The organism is Halogranum amylolyticum (genome assembly GCF_900110465.1).
GTDB lineage: Archaea > Halobacteriota > Halobacteria > Halobacteriales > Haloferacaceae > Halogranum > Halogranum amylolyticum.
This window is the reverse complement of the sequence record NZ_FODV01000014.1, coordinates 60,507-75,586: the sequence shown is the minus strand read 5'-3', so window position 1 is coordinate 75,586 and position 15,080 is coordinate 60,507. Positions and strand designations below refer to the sequence as shown.

Here is a 15,080-nt window from a genome sequence, read left to right as displayed (position 1 = left end):
CGACTTCGAGGAGAGCAACGGCTCACACACGTCGGTTGAGCGGGCGGTCCTCTTCCGTCTTGAGCGTCGCGGACCGATGCCCATCGACGAGCTCATCGCAGCAATCGACAGCCATCCGCTCGTCGTCGAAAGGGCCTGCAGTGACCTCCAACGTGCTGGGCTTCTCTATACTCGGAGCTGTGGCGTCTATGATGTGCACGATAGCGAGACACACCGTCTCACCGGTGTAAGTGTGAGATGAAAGTACGCCGTGCGGGCGCTGTATTCTTCTCCTGCTCACGCTTTCCCTTCGGTCGGCGCTCGTCGAGGAGGGAGCTTAGCACCCCTCGATTAAAGCTAAATTCTGAGTGAGCCTTCCATGGACAGATATTGCTATTAGAGTCTGTGGGTCGCATCCATATCTATGAGTGACGCAAAACCAGCCGAACTGTCGACTCAGCCGTGTCCATACTGCGATCATAAGACACGGAGAATCAACGGCATCGAGCAGTGTCCAGACTGTGAGTGGTGGGAACCCCAAGGCGCAGATTAAATGAATACCAACGAAGTCGTGACTACACAAGACACGCTCCCCTACCACTGATTGGGAAACCACGAACCTGCCTATGTCGAATGACCCCCAGCCCAAACGATAGCGAAACCCCGGCAACTCGTGAGCCGCCCGGACCGTGGAGGTTGGATGAGGTGGCGAGAAGCGGGCGAACGGGCACGTAACAAAAAAGAAGGCCACACCGACCGGCTATTCCCACCACTAGCCGCGCGGTGAGAATCGACCAGCCCGTGACGGCCAGTGAGACACGACTCTCGTACCAATTCCGTGCCGCGCTATCGACGCGCCGGAAGAAGCTGTAGCTGCTTTACCGTTGTCGACGGTAGTTCTGGTTCCTACGAGGACAGCGGTTCGGTCGGGTCTGAGTCTGTAACGCTCGCTGGGTCTGACTCTCGGTTGCTGGTTCTGTAGAACCGGCTGTTTGTTCTGAGCCGGTTCGGTGCGCCGTTGAATTTCTGACGTTGATACCACTCATGAAGCTACTCATTCAATATAAACAATGAATCAACAAACATGTCTAAATTCTGTTACATGGGTGGCTGAAACCCCTTGTTTGCGACATCCACGTTGCTTGGAGTCCTGTGTCAAAGGCACTTTCCCCATCTCTTAGTCTCTCCATTCAGTGTATAGTGTTGTTCATACCTTACAATATTATTCCTGGCTAGGTTACACTGTGAGTGCGGCAACCTGGAGTTCGTGACCCGTCTGTTTCCCGTACTCGACGACGGTCTCCGATGGCAGTATCTCATATTCGGAGTGCAAAACCTGTGCAAACGTACATTAGCGATGGGTTACCTTCGTCATGTGCTGTAGTTTGCCAACCATTACTCCCCCATGCTATCTCCATTGTACAGAATTATAAGTTTGGTAGTCTTTCTATAACGCTACAATACTACTATTGTAGTTCGCGTCCGCGAGATATCTCTGAGGTGCCCGATAATCGTCGACTACTTCTTCCCCATCCGCAGTCCTCACAGTCAGGTACCCCTGCGGCTCTCAAGGTGGTTCCCGTGGCGATCGGTAGCACCAAGCCGACCATCAGCGCCGGGGGGCCACGTTATTGAGACCATTACGACTGTCATATTGAACTTCCAGAAAGTTATATATCTAGATGAGTTAAAAATAATCTATTATCTTGTTTCACGAAGATTAGGTCGAGTAACTATCGATAAATACACATAACACGTCGGCAGCTGCTGTCCAGGGCATCACGGATGAGGACCGCGAGCGCATCCAAGCGTATCTCGATGTGCCTGCGTATCGCCGCACGTCCCATCTGCTCTGTCCGTCAGAGGAGTAAGCGACCGTGTGGGGGGTGTTTGCGAGTGTGTGAAATATGACCCAAGTACGGGATTTATACGTTACTCGAATATTTGTTAGGAGAGATGTGATATCATCGAGCGAGAACGTTGAACACCTGTCCGGATTCGTTTGCTCTTCCCCGTGGGCGTCTTCTCGAACGACGACGGGACTCTGTATGTGCAGGACGATCGTCCGCAGCGCCATGCTCTCACGAGGAGAGGACAGCGACTCGGCTTCCGCGGGCGGGAGCGACTCGCAGTCGCTGTGCTGGCTTGATGTGTGAATCGGTGCCGCTTCTGGTGGATGAAGCACGTGATTCCGTTCACTTGTGGCAGCGCCATCTTCACGAAGAAACGCGACAGCGGCTAGTTCTCAGACAGAACACCACCGTACAGGGTGTTTCTCACCCGCACTTCTAAACGAGTGTTAGGCTGGCAGTGCCCCGAACAGGTATACATGTGAACCGACACTACGAACGTATGAAGCAACGCCAGAAGCACAAACTCGCTGATACTGCCCAGCAGATCGTCGGTGGGTTCCTACTCGCCGGCCCGTTCGTCGTAACCCAAGAGGTGTGGATGCTAGCTCAGAACATGACCGTCTTCCACAGTCTGTTCCTCGTTGGCGCCATCATGACTATCGGATATGGCGGGTTGTACGGTGCAGATGACGGCCGCGACCCCGCTCGTGAGGCTGCAGTCCTCGGTATCCCGGTCCGATTCATCTCCGTGGTGATCGTCGCGTTCGGTTCAGTGGGGGTTCTCGCGTTCGCGATCACCGCACCGGACCTCTTCCTCGCCGAACTCTCACCGACTGACCGTCTGCACGTTACGTTACGGGCGCTCAGCGTCGCCTCGGTCTTCAGCGTGGTTGGTGCGGTGACGACGGACAGTCTGTTCTGAGGGCTACCGTTTTCACGAACGCCCGACCGACGTACCCCAAACGTCGCATCTCGTAGGGAAGTGGTAACTCGCTTGGAAGGATTCCGACGAATCGATTGTAGAGGCCCTCTGAGACTAATCTGTTCCTGACGGCTCCCGCATTCCCGCCGGCTGGACAGCTACCGTCAACCTCTGACCGCCGTCTGGCGTCCACGTGGACACCTGTCCGCTGACCCGGAAGGCAGCGTTACCAGCCAGACTACGTCGATCGCAGCCCGGTCGATTGATCACGTGAAGCGGCTCTCTCCAGCGCTCCCGGAGATTTCGGCGAGGTCGGCATAGACCTCGGCGATGCGTTCGCGGATGAGGCGCCCACTCACACGAGGGTCGAAGTGGTCTTTGTTCGGCGACCAGTCGCTGGCGTTGTAGAAGCCGTCGCGGTCGTCCTCGACCCCCTCTGGGGGGACGAGTTCGTCAGTGTGCTCACGGTACAGATCGAACGCCGTCCGGGTGTACTCGTATTGGTACCGTGTGTCTTTGTTCACCTTACAGATGCCGTGCTGTAACAGTTGCTGGAGCTGTTCGGGGAGGATGCCCGACGAACCGTGGAGGACCAGAGGCGTGTCGAGACCGTGGTCGCGGAGCTCTTGTCTGATGTCCCGAGCGATATCCGGACGGAGTTCGAGGTCCTGCCCCTTCGCGACCCCGTGTTGGGTCCCGACCGAGATCGCGAGCAAGTCACAGCCGGTCTGGTCGACGAACTCGACCGCCTCCTCGGGGTCGGTGTAGAACGCCTTCTCCGAGACGATTTCGTCCTCGACGCCTTTGATACGGCCCAGTTCGGCCTCGACCAAGATATCGTGGCCGGCAGAGTTGATCATCTCGACCACTTGGCGACTGGTCTCGATGTTCTCCTCGAACGGTTCGTGGGAGGCGTCGATCATGATTGACGACGGGATGTCCAACTCGACCTGTTTCTCGATGAACTCCATGTCGGTCTGGTGGTCCATGTTGAGAAAGACACCGACATCGTACTGTTCGGCGATGACCTCGATGTATTCACCCATGGCTTTCAACCCCGCGACGGGGTCGCCGTTGCCGGCAAACGAACAGGCTCCGCTACTCAACTGTAAGAGCAAGTCGGAGTTTACTTGCGAAGCTCCCTCCATGAGCCCCATCATCACGTTCGGCTCGGCGATGTTGCTCGCGACGAGACCGAACCCCTCTTCGAGCGCCTCGTCGTACACCGCACCCAGCTCGGTACCGCTGTGGAATGACATCGTGAATTACCCCGACTACAGTGTCACGTGACTCTGTAATAATTCATGTGGAAAATGACATATTGTTGGTATTGGCACGCACATATATGCCGGCCGTGGGAAGCGCGCGGTAGCCTCCCGTCGGATCCGACTTTTGTCGTCGGTCTTCTCTTGGCGACCTCCGCTCCAGTCGAAGACGTGAGAACGTAATGAAGTGAACCCGATCGTCGTTGTCGTCTGTGTAATCGAACGCCGTTAGAATCACCGCGTTTCTCTCGAACGCGCCATCACCCATCGTATCCGGTCGACCGGCCCCACGCCAGCGGTCGATGGCGTCAGTGACACGAGCTAACTCCTGTGTGACCACCCGTCCGACACCGAGGTTGAGGTGACGACCTCGGAGTCGGGATTAAGCGTCTAGCCATTCAAAACCACCAGTGCTGTCTATATCCACACTTACACCTCTCACGGAAGCCTCTTTGTCCCTAGAGCGTTGACCACCTCGTGGATTCACGACACCGAAGAAGTCGGAGGAACGAGACGGACCTCTTTATAAGACGAATTCATATGCTCTATATACTTTATTATAATTTATATATAATATATAAAAATAACTATAGTATATATTTACTACTCTAGTTAATAATTCATGTAGGTGGGGCATTACAAACATACGTGTGTAACCCTCGTCTCGTACTCTGATTTACTATACGAGGCTAATATGAGCGTTGCGAATTACAATCGTACAGCTGTAATGGCATTTTCGTCATATGTATTAACGTTTGAAATTTTATATAGATATCTATAATTATGTTATCTGCAGAAACTGTAACCTGCAGCAGAACACGCTTCAGCGAGAGTTCGGACGAGTATCTCCCACTCTCTCGGCCGACGTCGCACCGCTGACTGCGGGGGATTCGGTCGACTAACTAGATGGATTATGACACTTCTCGGCTCGAGAAACGAGTCTCGGGAGGGGAGAGACCCGTAACTCACTCGCTCAACGCGCTCTCCACCCGTTCGACGAGTTCTTCGTTGCCGAGGAATGTCGGCGTTCGCGCATGCAGCCCATCAGGGTCGACGTCGAGCAACGACTGTTGTCCGTCCGTAGAGCCGCCTCCGCCCGCCTCTATGAGGTACGCCAGTGGCGCGGACTCGAAATGAACTCTGAGTTTCCCCTCGGGGTTGCTGGTCGTCGCCGGGTAGCCGAACAGTCCTCCATACTCCAGTACCTGTGCTAAGTCGGCGACCGTCGCACCGCCGTAGCGAAGCTTCAGGTCGTGCTCTAACTCTCTGGCGAGGGCATTGAACGTATCAGTACGTTCACTCGTCTTACCGGCGAGCCCGATCACGGTCGGTTCGTCGGGGATGGTAAACGTCCCCCACTGTTCACTGAACCCGTCGCGGAGGAGGAACTCCTGGACGACCTCACGGTCCTCGCGGGCGACGGCCATGGTCGTGTAGGGACCGTACAGTACCATCAGTGAAGCGACTAGTTCCCGACCGGACGCCGGCAGTTCCGCGTCGTAGACGCCGACGATAGTGCCCACCGAGTTGTTCGAGGCCAGGTTCGACGACCCGTCGAGCGGATCGATCGCGATGCTGTAGCCATCGCCGCAGTCGACCACGTCCTCGCGCTCCTCACTGGCGTACGCGCCGACACACTCGAGCGCCGAGAGTTTGTCGAAAAACAGGTGGTCGGCCCAGATATCAGCCTTGATCTGGTCCTCTCCACTCGGGTTCGTTCCTGGGCCGGACCCGGCGTGATCCGCGAGGTGCGTGTTCACGTAGTGGGCCGTGTTCTGGACCGTCTGAACCACTCCGTCTAGTTCGTTCATGTATACCCTCTCCGTCGTGTGTGACACTGACCTCGCATATACTCTATCGATATTCAAGCAACATTAGAGTATTGATTAGACGGATCGGTGACTGGTCTGCCGTCTCGTCCTACAGATTTCTCGTGGTGTGAGAGACGTTTCGGTGTGGAGGTCTCACCGCGTCTCGTTCGTTACCCTTGACTCGGGTAGCATGCAGACGCCGTGTAGTGGCCGTGTGAGACGGTTTCGACCCACGGATGTACGTTTCCTCGACAGTGTGACGACCGTACTCGAGTAAAACCGTTCACGGACGGGACTCTAGAAAACGACGGCGTTCGGGCCGGTAGCAGCGTTACGACTGTATCCCTGTTAGGTCACGTTCCAGTTCTCACACTCCTATTCGTTCGACGAACTTGTCGACGTCTGTACGCGCTGTAGTCGTGTTTCCGTGGAGGTACTACTAACGACGTTCTGGAGGCGATGCCGGCAGTCATCCCGAATGTACCGTCGGACATTACGCGCCTTATATGACAGTACAAATAAACGATAGTTATTTTCGCAGGTGCTCAATCGACGGGTGAATGAAATCGATCGACAAACTCATCGAAAGTGCAGAGCAGCTAACGAATCAAGGTCTCTCACAGGGAGAGATCGCGGACGAACTGAACGTCTCGCGTGAGACAGCGAGCTGGCTCGTCGCACAGAGCAGCGAGCAGCCGTCGAAAGGAACGACCGCCGAAAGTCCGGTCGACGTCCACGTCGACTGGAGTGCGATCGGGCGCGACAGCCACCGGTTGAGCCTCCTCGGTGCGATCATGGCGGACCTGCTCTCGAAGGAGGGCGAAGACGTCGACCTCACGGTCGGCATCGGCAAGTCCGGCGCGCCACTGGCGACGGTCATCAGCCAGAAACTCGACACCGACCTCAGCGTCTACATGCCCAGTAAGTACCAGTGGAACGCCGACGAAACCGGATCGGTCACCGGTTCGTTCTCTCAGAACTTCGCGACGATAGAGAACCGGGATTGTTACATCGTTGACGACAACATCGACACCGGTCAGACGATGACAGAGACCATCGAGAGACTCCGCGAGAGTGGTGGTACTCCCCGAGCGGGCGTGGTACTAACGGACAAACTCGGCCAGAGCGAGATCGAGGGCGTCCCGGTGTATTCGCTCATCAAGATGGTCCAGATGGGCGAAGGGTAACGCGGGGCTGGCTCCCTTACCGGCGCTATCCCGTCCGGTCGGCGCCGGCGACGTCCGCGAGTAACGTCAGGAAGTCGTCGACTAAACGCGGAGTCAGGAACTGTTCGCGTACGGTCTCGCGGCCCTGCTCGCCGAGGCGCTGTCGCAGTTGGTCGTCCTCGAGTAACTGGGTCACCCGGTCGGCGGTCGCAGCGATGTCGCTCGGATCGACCAGATAGCCGTTCTCTCCATCGTCGATCTGCAGAGGGATGCCACCGACGTTCGCCCCGACGACCGGCGTCCGTTTCCACAGTGCTCCGAGACGGTCAGCGCGAACCCCTCGCGGAACGACTTCTGGAGCACGACGTCGGCCTCTCGCTGCAAGACGTTGATGCCAGCATCGGGCAGGTTCGTCAGGAGGTGAACGTCGTCATCGTCCTCGGCCACGTCCTCCAGTTCGCGGAACACCCTGATCCCCTCGGGCATCGCACCGACGAGCGCGAGCTGGGCTTCGGGAACCGACTCGGTCACGGTCTGGTAAGTTTCGATCACCCCTTGGGGGTCCTTCCAGGGGTCGAACCGCGAGATCTGTGTCATTAGCGGCCGAGTCGCGTCGAACGGATAGCTCTCGACGTTCGCAGCCTCGGCGGCTTCGCCCGTGAGTTCCTCCAGTGGGCAGTTCTTCTCGGTCAGCGGGTCGATCGCGGGGTAGATGCTCACCTTCTCGACGCCCGAGATCGACTCCCCGTACTCGGGGAGGGTGAACACCGCGCTGTCGATCGGCTCCATGTGCGACTGCGCGAACTCGAGGTACGCAGGCGTGGCGTCCGTGAGGTCGATGTGACAACGCCAGACGAGCGCCGTCTCGGGGAACCGCTCGGCGACCGTCGGCACCATCCCGAGCGTCTGTGGGTCGTGCAAGATGAGTACGTCGTACGACTCCTCCAGAGATTCGGCGTTGCGGACAGTAACGGACCGATACAGCTCGCACATCTCCTCGGTGAGCTCGCTACGCTCACCCTGAAGCCCGTTGTGCATCGCTTTCGTCACGTCGAAGAAGTCTTCAGATGCCTCCATTACCAGCCAGTCGGTATCAACGTTCAGATCGTTCGCGAGCGGTACCACCCCGTGGAGCATCTCCGCGACACCACCGCCGCTCGCTGTCGTATTGACGTGTGCGACACGGAGATCTGTGAGTCCCGCTGCCGTCTCCTGAATCTCGTTACGCTGTTGGTCCGTGATATACGGGTCGTACGCTGACAGAGTCTGCTCTTCGGTGGATGCGTGATACATGGTCCCCGTTCACTAGTAGTCGTTTTTCGACCGGCACACATTACGATTTGGGGTGCTCGAGATGGGTTCGCGGTGCGCCCTCACGGAGAGAGCGTTCTCGTAGATGACGCTCGACGTCCGTCCCGTCGAAAGTACACTCGGTCGATGGGAGACAACACGAAGTGGATAAGAAGCTAGTTCGGGTGAACACGGTCCGGTCGTCTGCCTTCTCACGGCTCGGTCACGACGGCGATTCGTCCGCGAATCGGTTCAGCGCGTACACTGTCCGGAGGATATCACCGGCACGTCCCTCCTCGAAGACGAGTTCGTCGGTAGACTCGACGTGATCGATGACAGCCTGCGAAGCGTGTTCCGGAGCGGCAGCGATCCCCGCGTTGTGTTCCTGCACCCACCGCATGACTCGCAAATCGCTCTTGGAGTCGCCCATGACGATCGCAAAGGGGTCGTCGATGTCGAGTACGTCGAACGCTGCCTCGACACCGACGACCTTGCTCAGTTCGAGACTGCCGATCTCGGCCGCATCACCCTCGTAGTAACCGATATCGATCCGTTCGAGCATATCCTCGAGATCTGGTGGCACCTTAGATGCGGAGACGTCGGGTAGTGCCCCTTCCCGGTCGAGGACTGCCTCGATCTCGGGGTCTTGGTCCGCGTAGTAGGCGCGTGTCCACGTAGAGGTGGTCTCCCGGTCGACATCGCCGATCTGGTCCAGAGTGGAGATCGCGTCGGCCAGGAGGTCGATCTCGTAGACCAACGCCTCGTCGATAATCTCTACTGCGTCGACCGAACCCGTGTCGAAGTTGGGCTTCATCGTGATGTTGAACTCGTTTCCTTGGAGATGACAGCCCTTACGGAGTCGCTCCGGAGCCTGCGAGAGGACGCGTGCACGGACGTCGTCGAAGACCGCCTGAATGTCGTCGTTCAGATCCTCGTAGAGGAGCTGCTTCGTCTGGGCTCCGTGCCCTGGCGTGAAGACGCCGGTCCCGGTCTCGTAGACGATACCGAGGTTCCCCGAATGGACGATCTCACTGCCCAAGCCCTGGATCGCGAACCCTTTGACGTTCTCGAGCGTCTGGCCGGTGCAGATGACGATCGGCACCCCCTCGTCGTAGAACGTGGCCAACAGATTGAGCGTATCGTTGGGAATCTCGTTGTCGGTACTCCCGGTCGAGCGCAACGTCTCGTCCACGTCGAGGACGAACACGTTCACAGACCGACCGTACTTGTTGGAGAGATCGAGTCCGGTGAACGCCTGTTCCTCTCGGGCTCGAGTTGCGAGGTCGGCTAACACGTCCCCGACGTCGGGAAACGCGTTCTCGATCTCGTCTTTCCTTTCGGCGAGTTCCTCGTTGATCTCCTTCCAACGATCGAGCGCGACACGCGATTCCACGAGCGGGAACAGGTCGGCGAGGTCCTGTAATGCACGCAGAGTGTCGGTATCGTGCTCCTCGTACAGTTCGTAGAGCTGATTATATTGCTCCATACACTGGATTGATTAGACAGATAGATAAGTTGTCCCGCTGTTCAGAACCGGCTGCGACGGTCAGATACGGGAAGCTCGTCGGTTGCCGTCGACGGATAGATGTGACGGGCGTGTTGGCTATCCGGACGAGTATGAGGGTTCCGCTGTCTTAGGGATCCTACTTCGCGTACGACGGCGGCATGGGTGGCCGAGGAGTCGACCGGTCGGGTCGGTGGGCTAGGTACGTCGATAGCCTCATCGCCGGTGAGGACACAGAGATCCTCGTGGGCACTATGGTCGAAAACGAGCGGGCCGTAGCGAACATCGAGGACATCCTCGCTGTCCCGAGTCTGGGGTTTGCCTCCGTTGGCCCGGCCGACCTGGCGATGTCGATGTCGGAAAGCGATCCGTTGGCGAAGCATCCCGAAGCCGTCCAGTCTCCGATCGACCGCACGCTCGACGCCTGTCTGACAGCAGACGTCCTGATCGACCGCATTCGGAGCAGTGTGGAGGAGACACGCACGGCTCCCGACGCGGGCTACCAGATCGTCCGGACCGGTGGCGACGTCGAATCGACGCGCACGGTCCTCGGAGACCGACTAGACGAACTCGACCCGACCTGAGTCGGACACAGAGTTCCCGCTACTGTTGCTCGTAGAACGAAACGACCGTCGACGCTGTCGCCGTCAGTACCGTCGCTGACGCTGATCCGTTCGACGCTTCCTCTCTTTCTTGTGCATCTTTTTCCGAGAGCCGTGGCCTCTGTAACGACGGCACCGCGTCGGTGGTCTCTGTCGACTCTGTCGGACGAAGCCGAGGAAGCCAGTAATGGTTGCTGACCGCGACTCCCCCGGCTCCGTTGATGAACTACAAACGCCTGTCAATACAAGTTTTGGGGCGGTCACGGGACTGTACTTTCGCACCGTTACCGCGACTGTTCTGTCACGTCTTTCCGACGAAGTGACTCACCGCCAAACCCAGTGACGAGCTCGAACGTAGTGCCTCTGTCGGGCGGTCTCTTAGAGACGTTCGGAGTCACTCGTCGCGGTCCCAGTCCTCGACGCGTGAGACGGCCTCACCCCAGCGCTCGTACTTGATCTCAAAAAAAAAACCATAACAAATATTCGCGTTGGTTTATTTTCAGAACTGAATGGTTATAAATAGATAACCGACCTGTACAACAGGGTGGGTTGCAAGAACCGTCTCCTACAAAGGATGATTCCCGACGAGAGCGGCTTGTGGTCACTTCCCCGACACTGTTCAGATTAGAACTAAAGGGCATGGCGGAGTGATTTGTTAGCATTCTGTTTCAGAAAATCCGCTGTCGAAGGAGTGCTATGAACTGCTTCGAGTTAGGTTTGGAGAGCGAGAAGCGACCCCTCTGCGGGCGACGAAGCTCGGTATTCGGCTCTATCTGTCAGGACTATCGGTTTAACTTGCTGTCTCGGAGCTCGAAGGTTCGCTGTTGACCGTGCCCCACGTAACCGTTCACGATTGAGTTCAGGACTACGTCCATCTGTGTTCGGTTAAGAACCGACATCGAGAGACGGCGCTCTCTTAGCTAAGTTATCGTTGTCGACCGCGTGGAGAGAAAATATGTTCGAAGCGCTCTCCCCAGACCTCATACGACGGCGGCTCACACCCCTCTCTCCAGCAGCGCTTATCGAAGACATCGCGCAGGTGCCAGTCGGCACTGGCACCTGCTGATGCTGGCCTACAGTCTCCTGAAGCTCGGAATTGCAGACAGCGCTCCCGGAACGGTTGTTTCACGAGCAAGTTCGCTTCGCAACGACGTCAAACGTTCTTTCCGTGAAAGCGTTCAGAACCTTCTAGCGTGGACACTCGATAGTGAACACCGGAATATCGACCAGCTAATGCAGGAGATTGAGGCGCTGTTCGTCTCATGTGCGAAGTCGAGTAGATAAGAAACCAACAAGTCGAAGAGCTATAGTAGTTAGCAAAAGTAATTGCTCACATCTGGAACAGAGATTCTGTTGAGTGCGTCATCGATCGCAGCGTTAACTTCGTTCAGAGTATGATAATCAAATCTTCTTGGAATTATTGACACAGTACGAGAATGAACTGCTTCGCGTGATCGCCGGTTGCGTATTCTTCGAATCGCGAAAAGAACCGATCATCGGGCTGGTGGTCGCGCCCAGCAAACACGTCCGATCACGTTGTTCAGAGAGTTCGACCGACGGATGCGTGCCACACGAAAACCACGCGGCACGCGGCTCAGCTTGCACGGGTTTCTTGATTTGGTCGAAACAGACTACCGTTTCGCCCCTCTCTCGTCGCTTCTTTTGAGTTCGTTATGAGACGCGTCTCGAGCTTCAGGCTCATCTTCTGCTGCTGTTCGACGAGGCTTTTGGTAACTCACTCCTGCCTCTTTCATCAACCGCCGGCAACTCGGGGTTGAGTAGTCAACGTCGAACGTGTCTTCGAGAAATTCGTCGAGAAGCGCCGGCGTCCACGCCGGCGCGTCGATTCCTGCTTCAGCTGGTGGCTGCCGATGTGTTTTTCTAACTTCCTCTGTTGCTTCTCGGTGATCTTACGTGGTCTTACTGACCGGGAATCGTCCTGAACAGCCTGCTCAAGCTGCTCGAAAGCGAGCCGCTTGAGCCAGCTGTAAACCGTTCGTCTCTGCACACAGTACCACTCCGCAAGCTCGGTTTGTGTAAGCTGTTTTCGCCCGCACTCGGTGCCGTGAACCGTTGTGTCGGCTTGTTTCCCACAACTTTCTCAAGTGCTTGTTGAAGTTCCTCGACAGAAACATCGTCGAGATGAACCACGAATATCCTATCAATTGAGTAGAAGTTTCTAACTCCTACTATAGTGTGATCGAAAAGCGAAATCTCCTGATTCCCGTACCGCTCGAAGTGGCTGCAAATGGCCGTAAAGACTGCTGAATCGATCGGCAGAATACTGAAGCTCTCTAAACGCTGGATACCTGCAAGTACGTTTACAGCAGCCGTATGGCCGACACGATACAGTATGAGCGTCGCCGATTCGGCGAGGACATAGCGACTCGTGAAGAGTCAGCCATACGAAACGTCGTTGGACTGAATGGCTTGGAAGACAGCATCCGCGGCAGCGCGATTCGCGTCGTCTTCGAGGATAATCGTCTCAGTATACTGCCCCCGGTCGTTTTGGTCTCGCTCGTTGCTCCGACACTCGCAAACGACTTACCGAGCTGTAAGCCTATTACTGCACACAATCGGTTAGCGATAGATTTGACATCAGCCATCGGCTTCGATTGAAGTCGTAGCACTGACTGTGTCGACGAGGCAGCGTGTCTCTTCGTGGGAGCGAAATCACGGACTGGAGCCGATATCTGTTCGTACTCCATCCCATTCGGAAGTCGACACCGTGTTCGTGACTCTATCTGGGCCAATGAGAAATGGTGCACCATTCATAACGTTCTTTAATGTAGAATACACAGGTGACATTGATGCACTACTCCGAAACGTTCCAGTTGTTCGGGCAAGCGTTCACGTTCCCAGCAGACCAGAATACCGTCGTTGAGCAGTTAGGAGATGTTGAGTTGACGGCCCCGGCTGGCGACGCCGTCACAGTCCAAGATGTTCTAGAACGAACTGACGAAACCACGTATCACTCGCGAGACGATCTCTATGCCTCGCTGGTTGGAAATCTCGAAGATGTCTTTATCGGACGAAAATACTACGACGACCGCTCAGGCCTCGGATCGAGTGTGCAAGATATTCGAGGAAGCGATATGTCGGTGTAACGCTGCCGACTCACTGTTCTTCGCGTGGGTTCCCCCGGTGGGCCACGACCTTCAGTGTCTTCGCCAACCTGCTCGATGAGCCCGTGGTCGCGAAGGCGCCCGAAGAGATGGGTGCGTGAACCACCGGACACATTGGCGTAGCTGACGAGTTTGCCGACCGATACGGACCCACCGTAGTAGACGATGCCTTCGAGGATCGTTTTGTCTGTCCCTATCACATTCTTTATGTTTCCAGAATCGTCTTCGGTGACGTCCATCTGTGAGTCACTCCGAACACGAATATGCTAACAACTATCCGATTATAATCTATTAGTACCCAACCGCCGACACGATAAGGCGGGGGTAGAGGTGAGCGCTGGCCAGAGTGGGCGTCGACCTGGCGGTGCCGAGTGACTGGGTATCGACGACGAGTATCTCGGACAGTTGATACATTTGAAGCGGGGTGTCAGGCGAGGGCTCGAGTGGGGGGTGTCGATCAGGTGCAACAAGCGAGATAGGGGTGAGTGCACCCTGGCGGCGACGCCAACTTGGCGACGACACACATCGCGAGTGAGGAGGAGGCGACGCCGGAGACTTGGCTCCGCGCGCACGACGTGTAGGCGGCGGCGACGGCCGCAATCGTAGTGGCCTATTGGAGACCACTTCCCACAAGTACACCAACGAGTGCGACCACAGATGTAACCGCAACCGTGAGCAGAACCAGTACCAGACATCGCGAGTAGCGAGTGGAGTCCCACAGGTCAGCACCGAGCTCAGCCGTACGTGGCAGCAGATACCCGACGACATAGCGGTGGAAGCAGACACCAAGAAGGCTGCATCGAGGTGACACCAGGACCGACACTCACCAGCAGTGTGTGACGAGTGACATACGGAGGACGCCTCCCGTCGGGGTCTCTGAGTGAGCGGATCGTCCGGAGGCGTCGATTCCAATTGTGAGAACTGTCCGGGAGGCGTGCGCTGCACCCGTGATCGTCGGCGGCAGGGACAGCTGTACCCCTCGTCGTCGGGATCCTCCATGCAGTTACCGGCCGCATCGACTCGCTTTGTAGGTTACTCATGGTGAATTCTCTGCTGTGACCTGCTGACGTGGTCTACGACACCATCACCGGCGTTGGCACTGTATGCTACCGTGGGCGTCTTCCTGAGGCAGTGTGAGCCGTCTGATGCAGTAGCTGGATCTCTGTTCGACAGTGAGTGAGAGATGCCCACTGCACTGTCGTTGACGCCGGCAACCAGAGCGACGACAGCGATACCCACACAGAGGCAGTGAGAGCGCTCCCTGAGTGGCGCTGCGGTTGGAAGTTAGCTGATAGGCCAACCCAAACAATCTCCTATCGCGGCTGCCTACAGGAACAGCAATGCAGAATCCAACCACCTCACTGACACCGTCACAACGAGCGGCATTCGACCAGCTCACACGGAACATCGATGATGAGACCGAGCCGATCACCCCCGAGACAGCAGTTGCATACATTGCTGAGGAGGGGTTTGAACGACCAGAGGCACAGGATCTCCTCGAACAGTTGTTGCTGAAGGGGTATCTGTACGAATCCACAGACGGCCTTAAAATCACGAAGTGAT

Annotated in this window: 11 protein-coding genes and 1 pseudogene; 5 read left to right on the top strand and 7 right to left on the bottom strand. The window is 56.7% G+C overall.

The window, feature by feature from the left end; all coding sequences use genetic code 11:
- Window positions 1–22: 22 nt before the first annotated feature.
- A complete protein-coding gene (locus tag BSG17_RS27565; protein WP_211609213.1) occupies window positions 23–199 on the bottom strand; it encodes a hypothetical protein in 177 nt (58 codons plus the stop codon).
- A 2,132-nt stretch (window positions 200–2,331) separates the two neighbouring features.
- Between BSG17_RS27565 and BSG17_RS18865 the strand changes: the two genes are divergently transcribed.
- Window positions 2,332–2,754 carry a DUF2391 family protein gene (locus BSG17_RS18865; protein WP_089826946.1) on the top strand — a complete coding sequence of 141 codons (423 nt, stop codon included), beginning with the start codon at window positions 2,332–2,334 and terminating at the stop codon, window positions 2,752–2,754.
- Between the two features lie 266 nt (window positions 2,755–3,020).
- Here the strand turns inward: BSG17_RS18865 and fba are convergent, their stop codons facing one another.
- Together fba and BSG17_RS18855 are read right to left on the bottom strand one after the other, a co-directional pair.
- Window positions 3,021–4,013, bottom strand: coding sequence for a class II fructose-bisphosphate aldolase (gene fba / locus BSG17_RS18860; RefSeq protein ID WP_089826871.1), 993 nt, complete (start codon window positions 4,011–4,013; stop codon window positions 3,021–3,023).
- A 971-nt stretch (window positions 4,014–4,984) separates the two neighbouring features.
- Window positions 4,985–5,830 (bottom strand): class 1 fructose-bisphosphatase, encoded by an 846-nt coding sequence (locus tag BSG17_RS18855; protein ID WP_089826869.1) that lies wholly within the window; start codon window positions 5,828–5,830, stop codon window positions 4,985–4,987.
- 560 nt (window positions 5,831–6,390) lie between these two features.
- Between BSG17_RS18855 and gfcR the strand changes: the two genes are divergently transcribed.
- On the top strand, window positions 6,391–7,017 hold the full coding sequence (gene gfcR / locus BSG17_RS18850) for a transcriptional regulator GfcR (protein ID WP_089826867.1): 627 nt from the start codon (window positions 6,391–6,393) through the stop codon (window positions 7,015–7,017).
- A 25-nt stretch (window positions 7,018–7,042) separates the two neighbouring features.
- On the opposite strand, the gene BSG17_RS28355 is transcribed toward gfcR, so the two are convergent.
- The 3 genes from BSG17_RS28355 to BSG17_RS18840 all read right to left on the bottom strand — a co-directional run bounded on the left by BSG17_RS28355 (window position 7,043) and on the right by BSG17_RS18840 (window position 9,772).
- On the bottom strand, window positions 7,043–7,255 hold the full coding sequence (locus tag BSG17_RS28355) for a glycosyltransferase (RefSeq protein WP_280141200.1): 213 nt from the start codon (window positions 7,253–7,255) through the stop codon (window positions 7,043–7,045).
- Window positions 7,189–8,289 carry a glycosyltransferase gene (locus BSG17_RS28350; protein ID WP_280141199.1) on the bottom strand — a complete coding sequence of 367 codons (1,101 nt, stop codon included), beginning with the start codon at window positions 8,287–8,289 and terminating at the stop codon, window positions 7,189–7,191. Before BSG17_RS28350 ends, BSG17_RS28355 begins: the two co-directional genes overlap by 67 nt.
- Window positions 8,290–8,509: 220 nt before the next feature.
- Complete coding sequence (locus tag BSG17_RS18840; RefSeq protein WP_089826865.1) at window positions 8,510–9,772, bottom strand: HAD family hydrolase; 1,263 nt, start codon at window positions 9,770–9,772, stop codon at window positions 8,510–8,512.
- Window positions 9,773–9,951: 179 nt separating this feature from the next.
- On the opposite strand from BSG17_RS18840, the gene BSG17_RS18835 reads away from it, so the two are divergent.
- Window positions 9,952–10,374, top strand: coding sequence for an aldolase/citrate lyase family protein (locus BSG17_RS18835; protein ID WP_089826863.1), 423 nt, complete (start codon window positions 9,952–9,954; stop codon window positions 10,372–10,374).
- Between the two features lie 1,438 nt (window positions 10,375–11,812).
- Here the strand turns inward: BSG17_RS18835 and BSG17_RS18830 are convergent.
- Window positions 11,813–12,543 (bottom strand): annotated as a pseudogene (locus BSG17_RS18830) (IS630 family transposase); the annotation flags it as partial.
- A gap of 659 nt (window positions 12,544–13,202) precedes the next feature.
- Between BSG17_RS18830 and BSG17_RS18820 the strand changes: the two are divergent.
- Complete coding sequence (locus BSG17_RS18820; protein ID WP_089826861.1) at window positions 13,203–13,499, top strand: DUF5789 family protein; 297 nt, start codon at window positions 13,203–13,205, stop codon at window positions 13,497–13,499.
- A gap of 1,358 nt (window positions 13,500–14,857) precedes the next feature.
- The gene (locus tag BSG17_RS18815; RefSeq protein ID WP_089826859.1) at window positions 14,858–15,079 is read left to right on the top strand and encodes a hypothetical protein; all 222 of its coding nucleotides are present in this window, start codon (window positions 14,858–14,860) and stop codon (window positions 15,077–15,079) included.
- Window position 15,080: the final 1 nt, after the last annotated feature.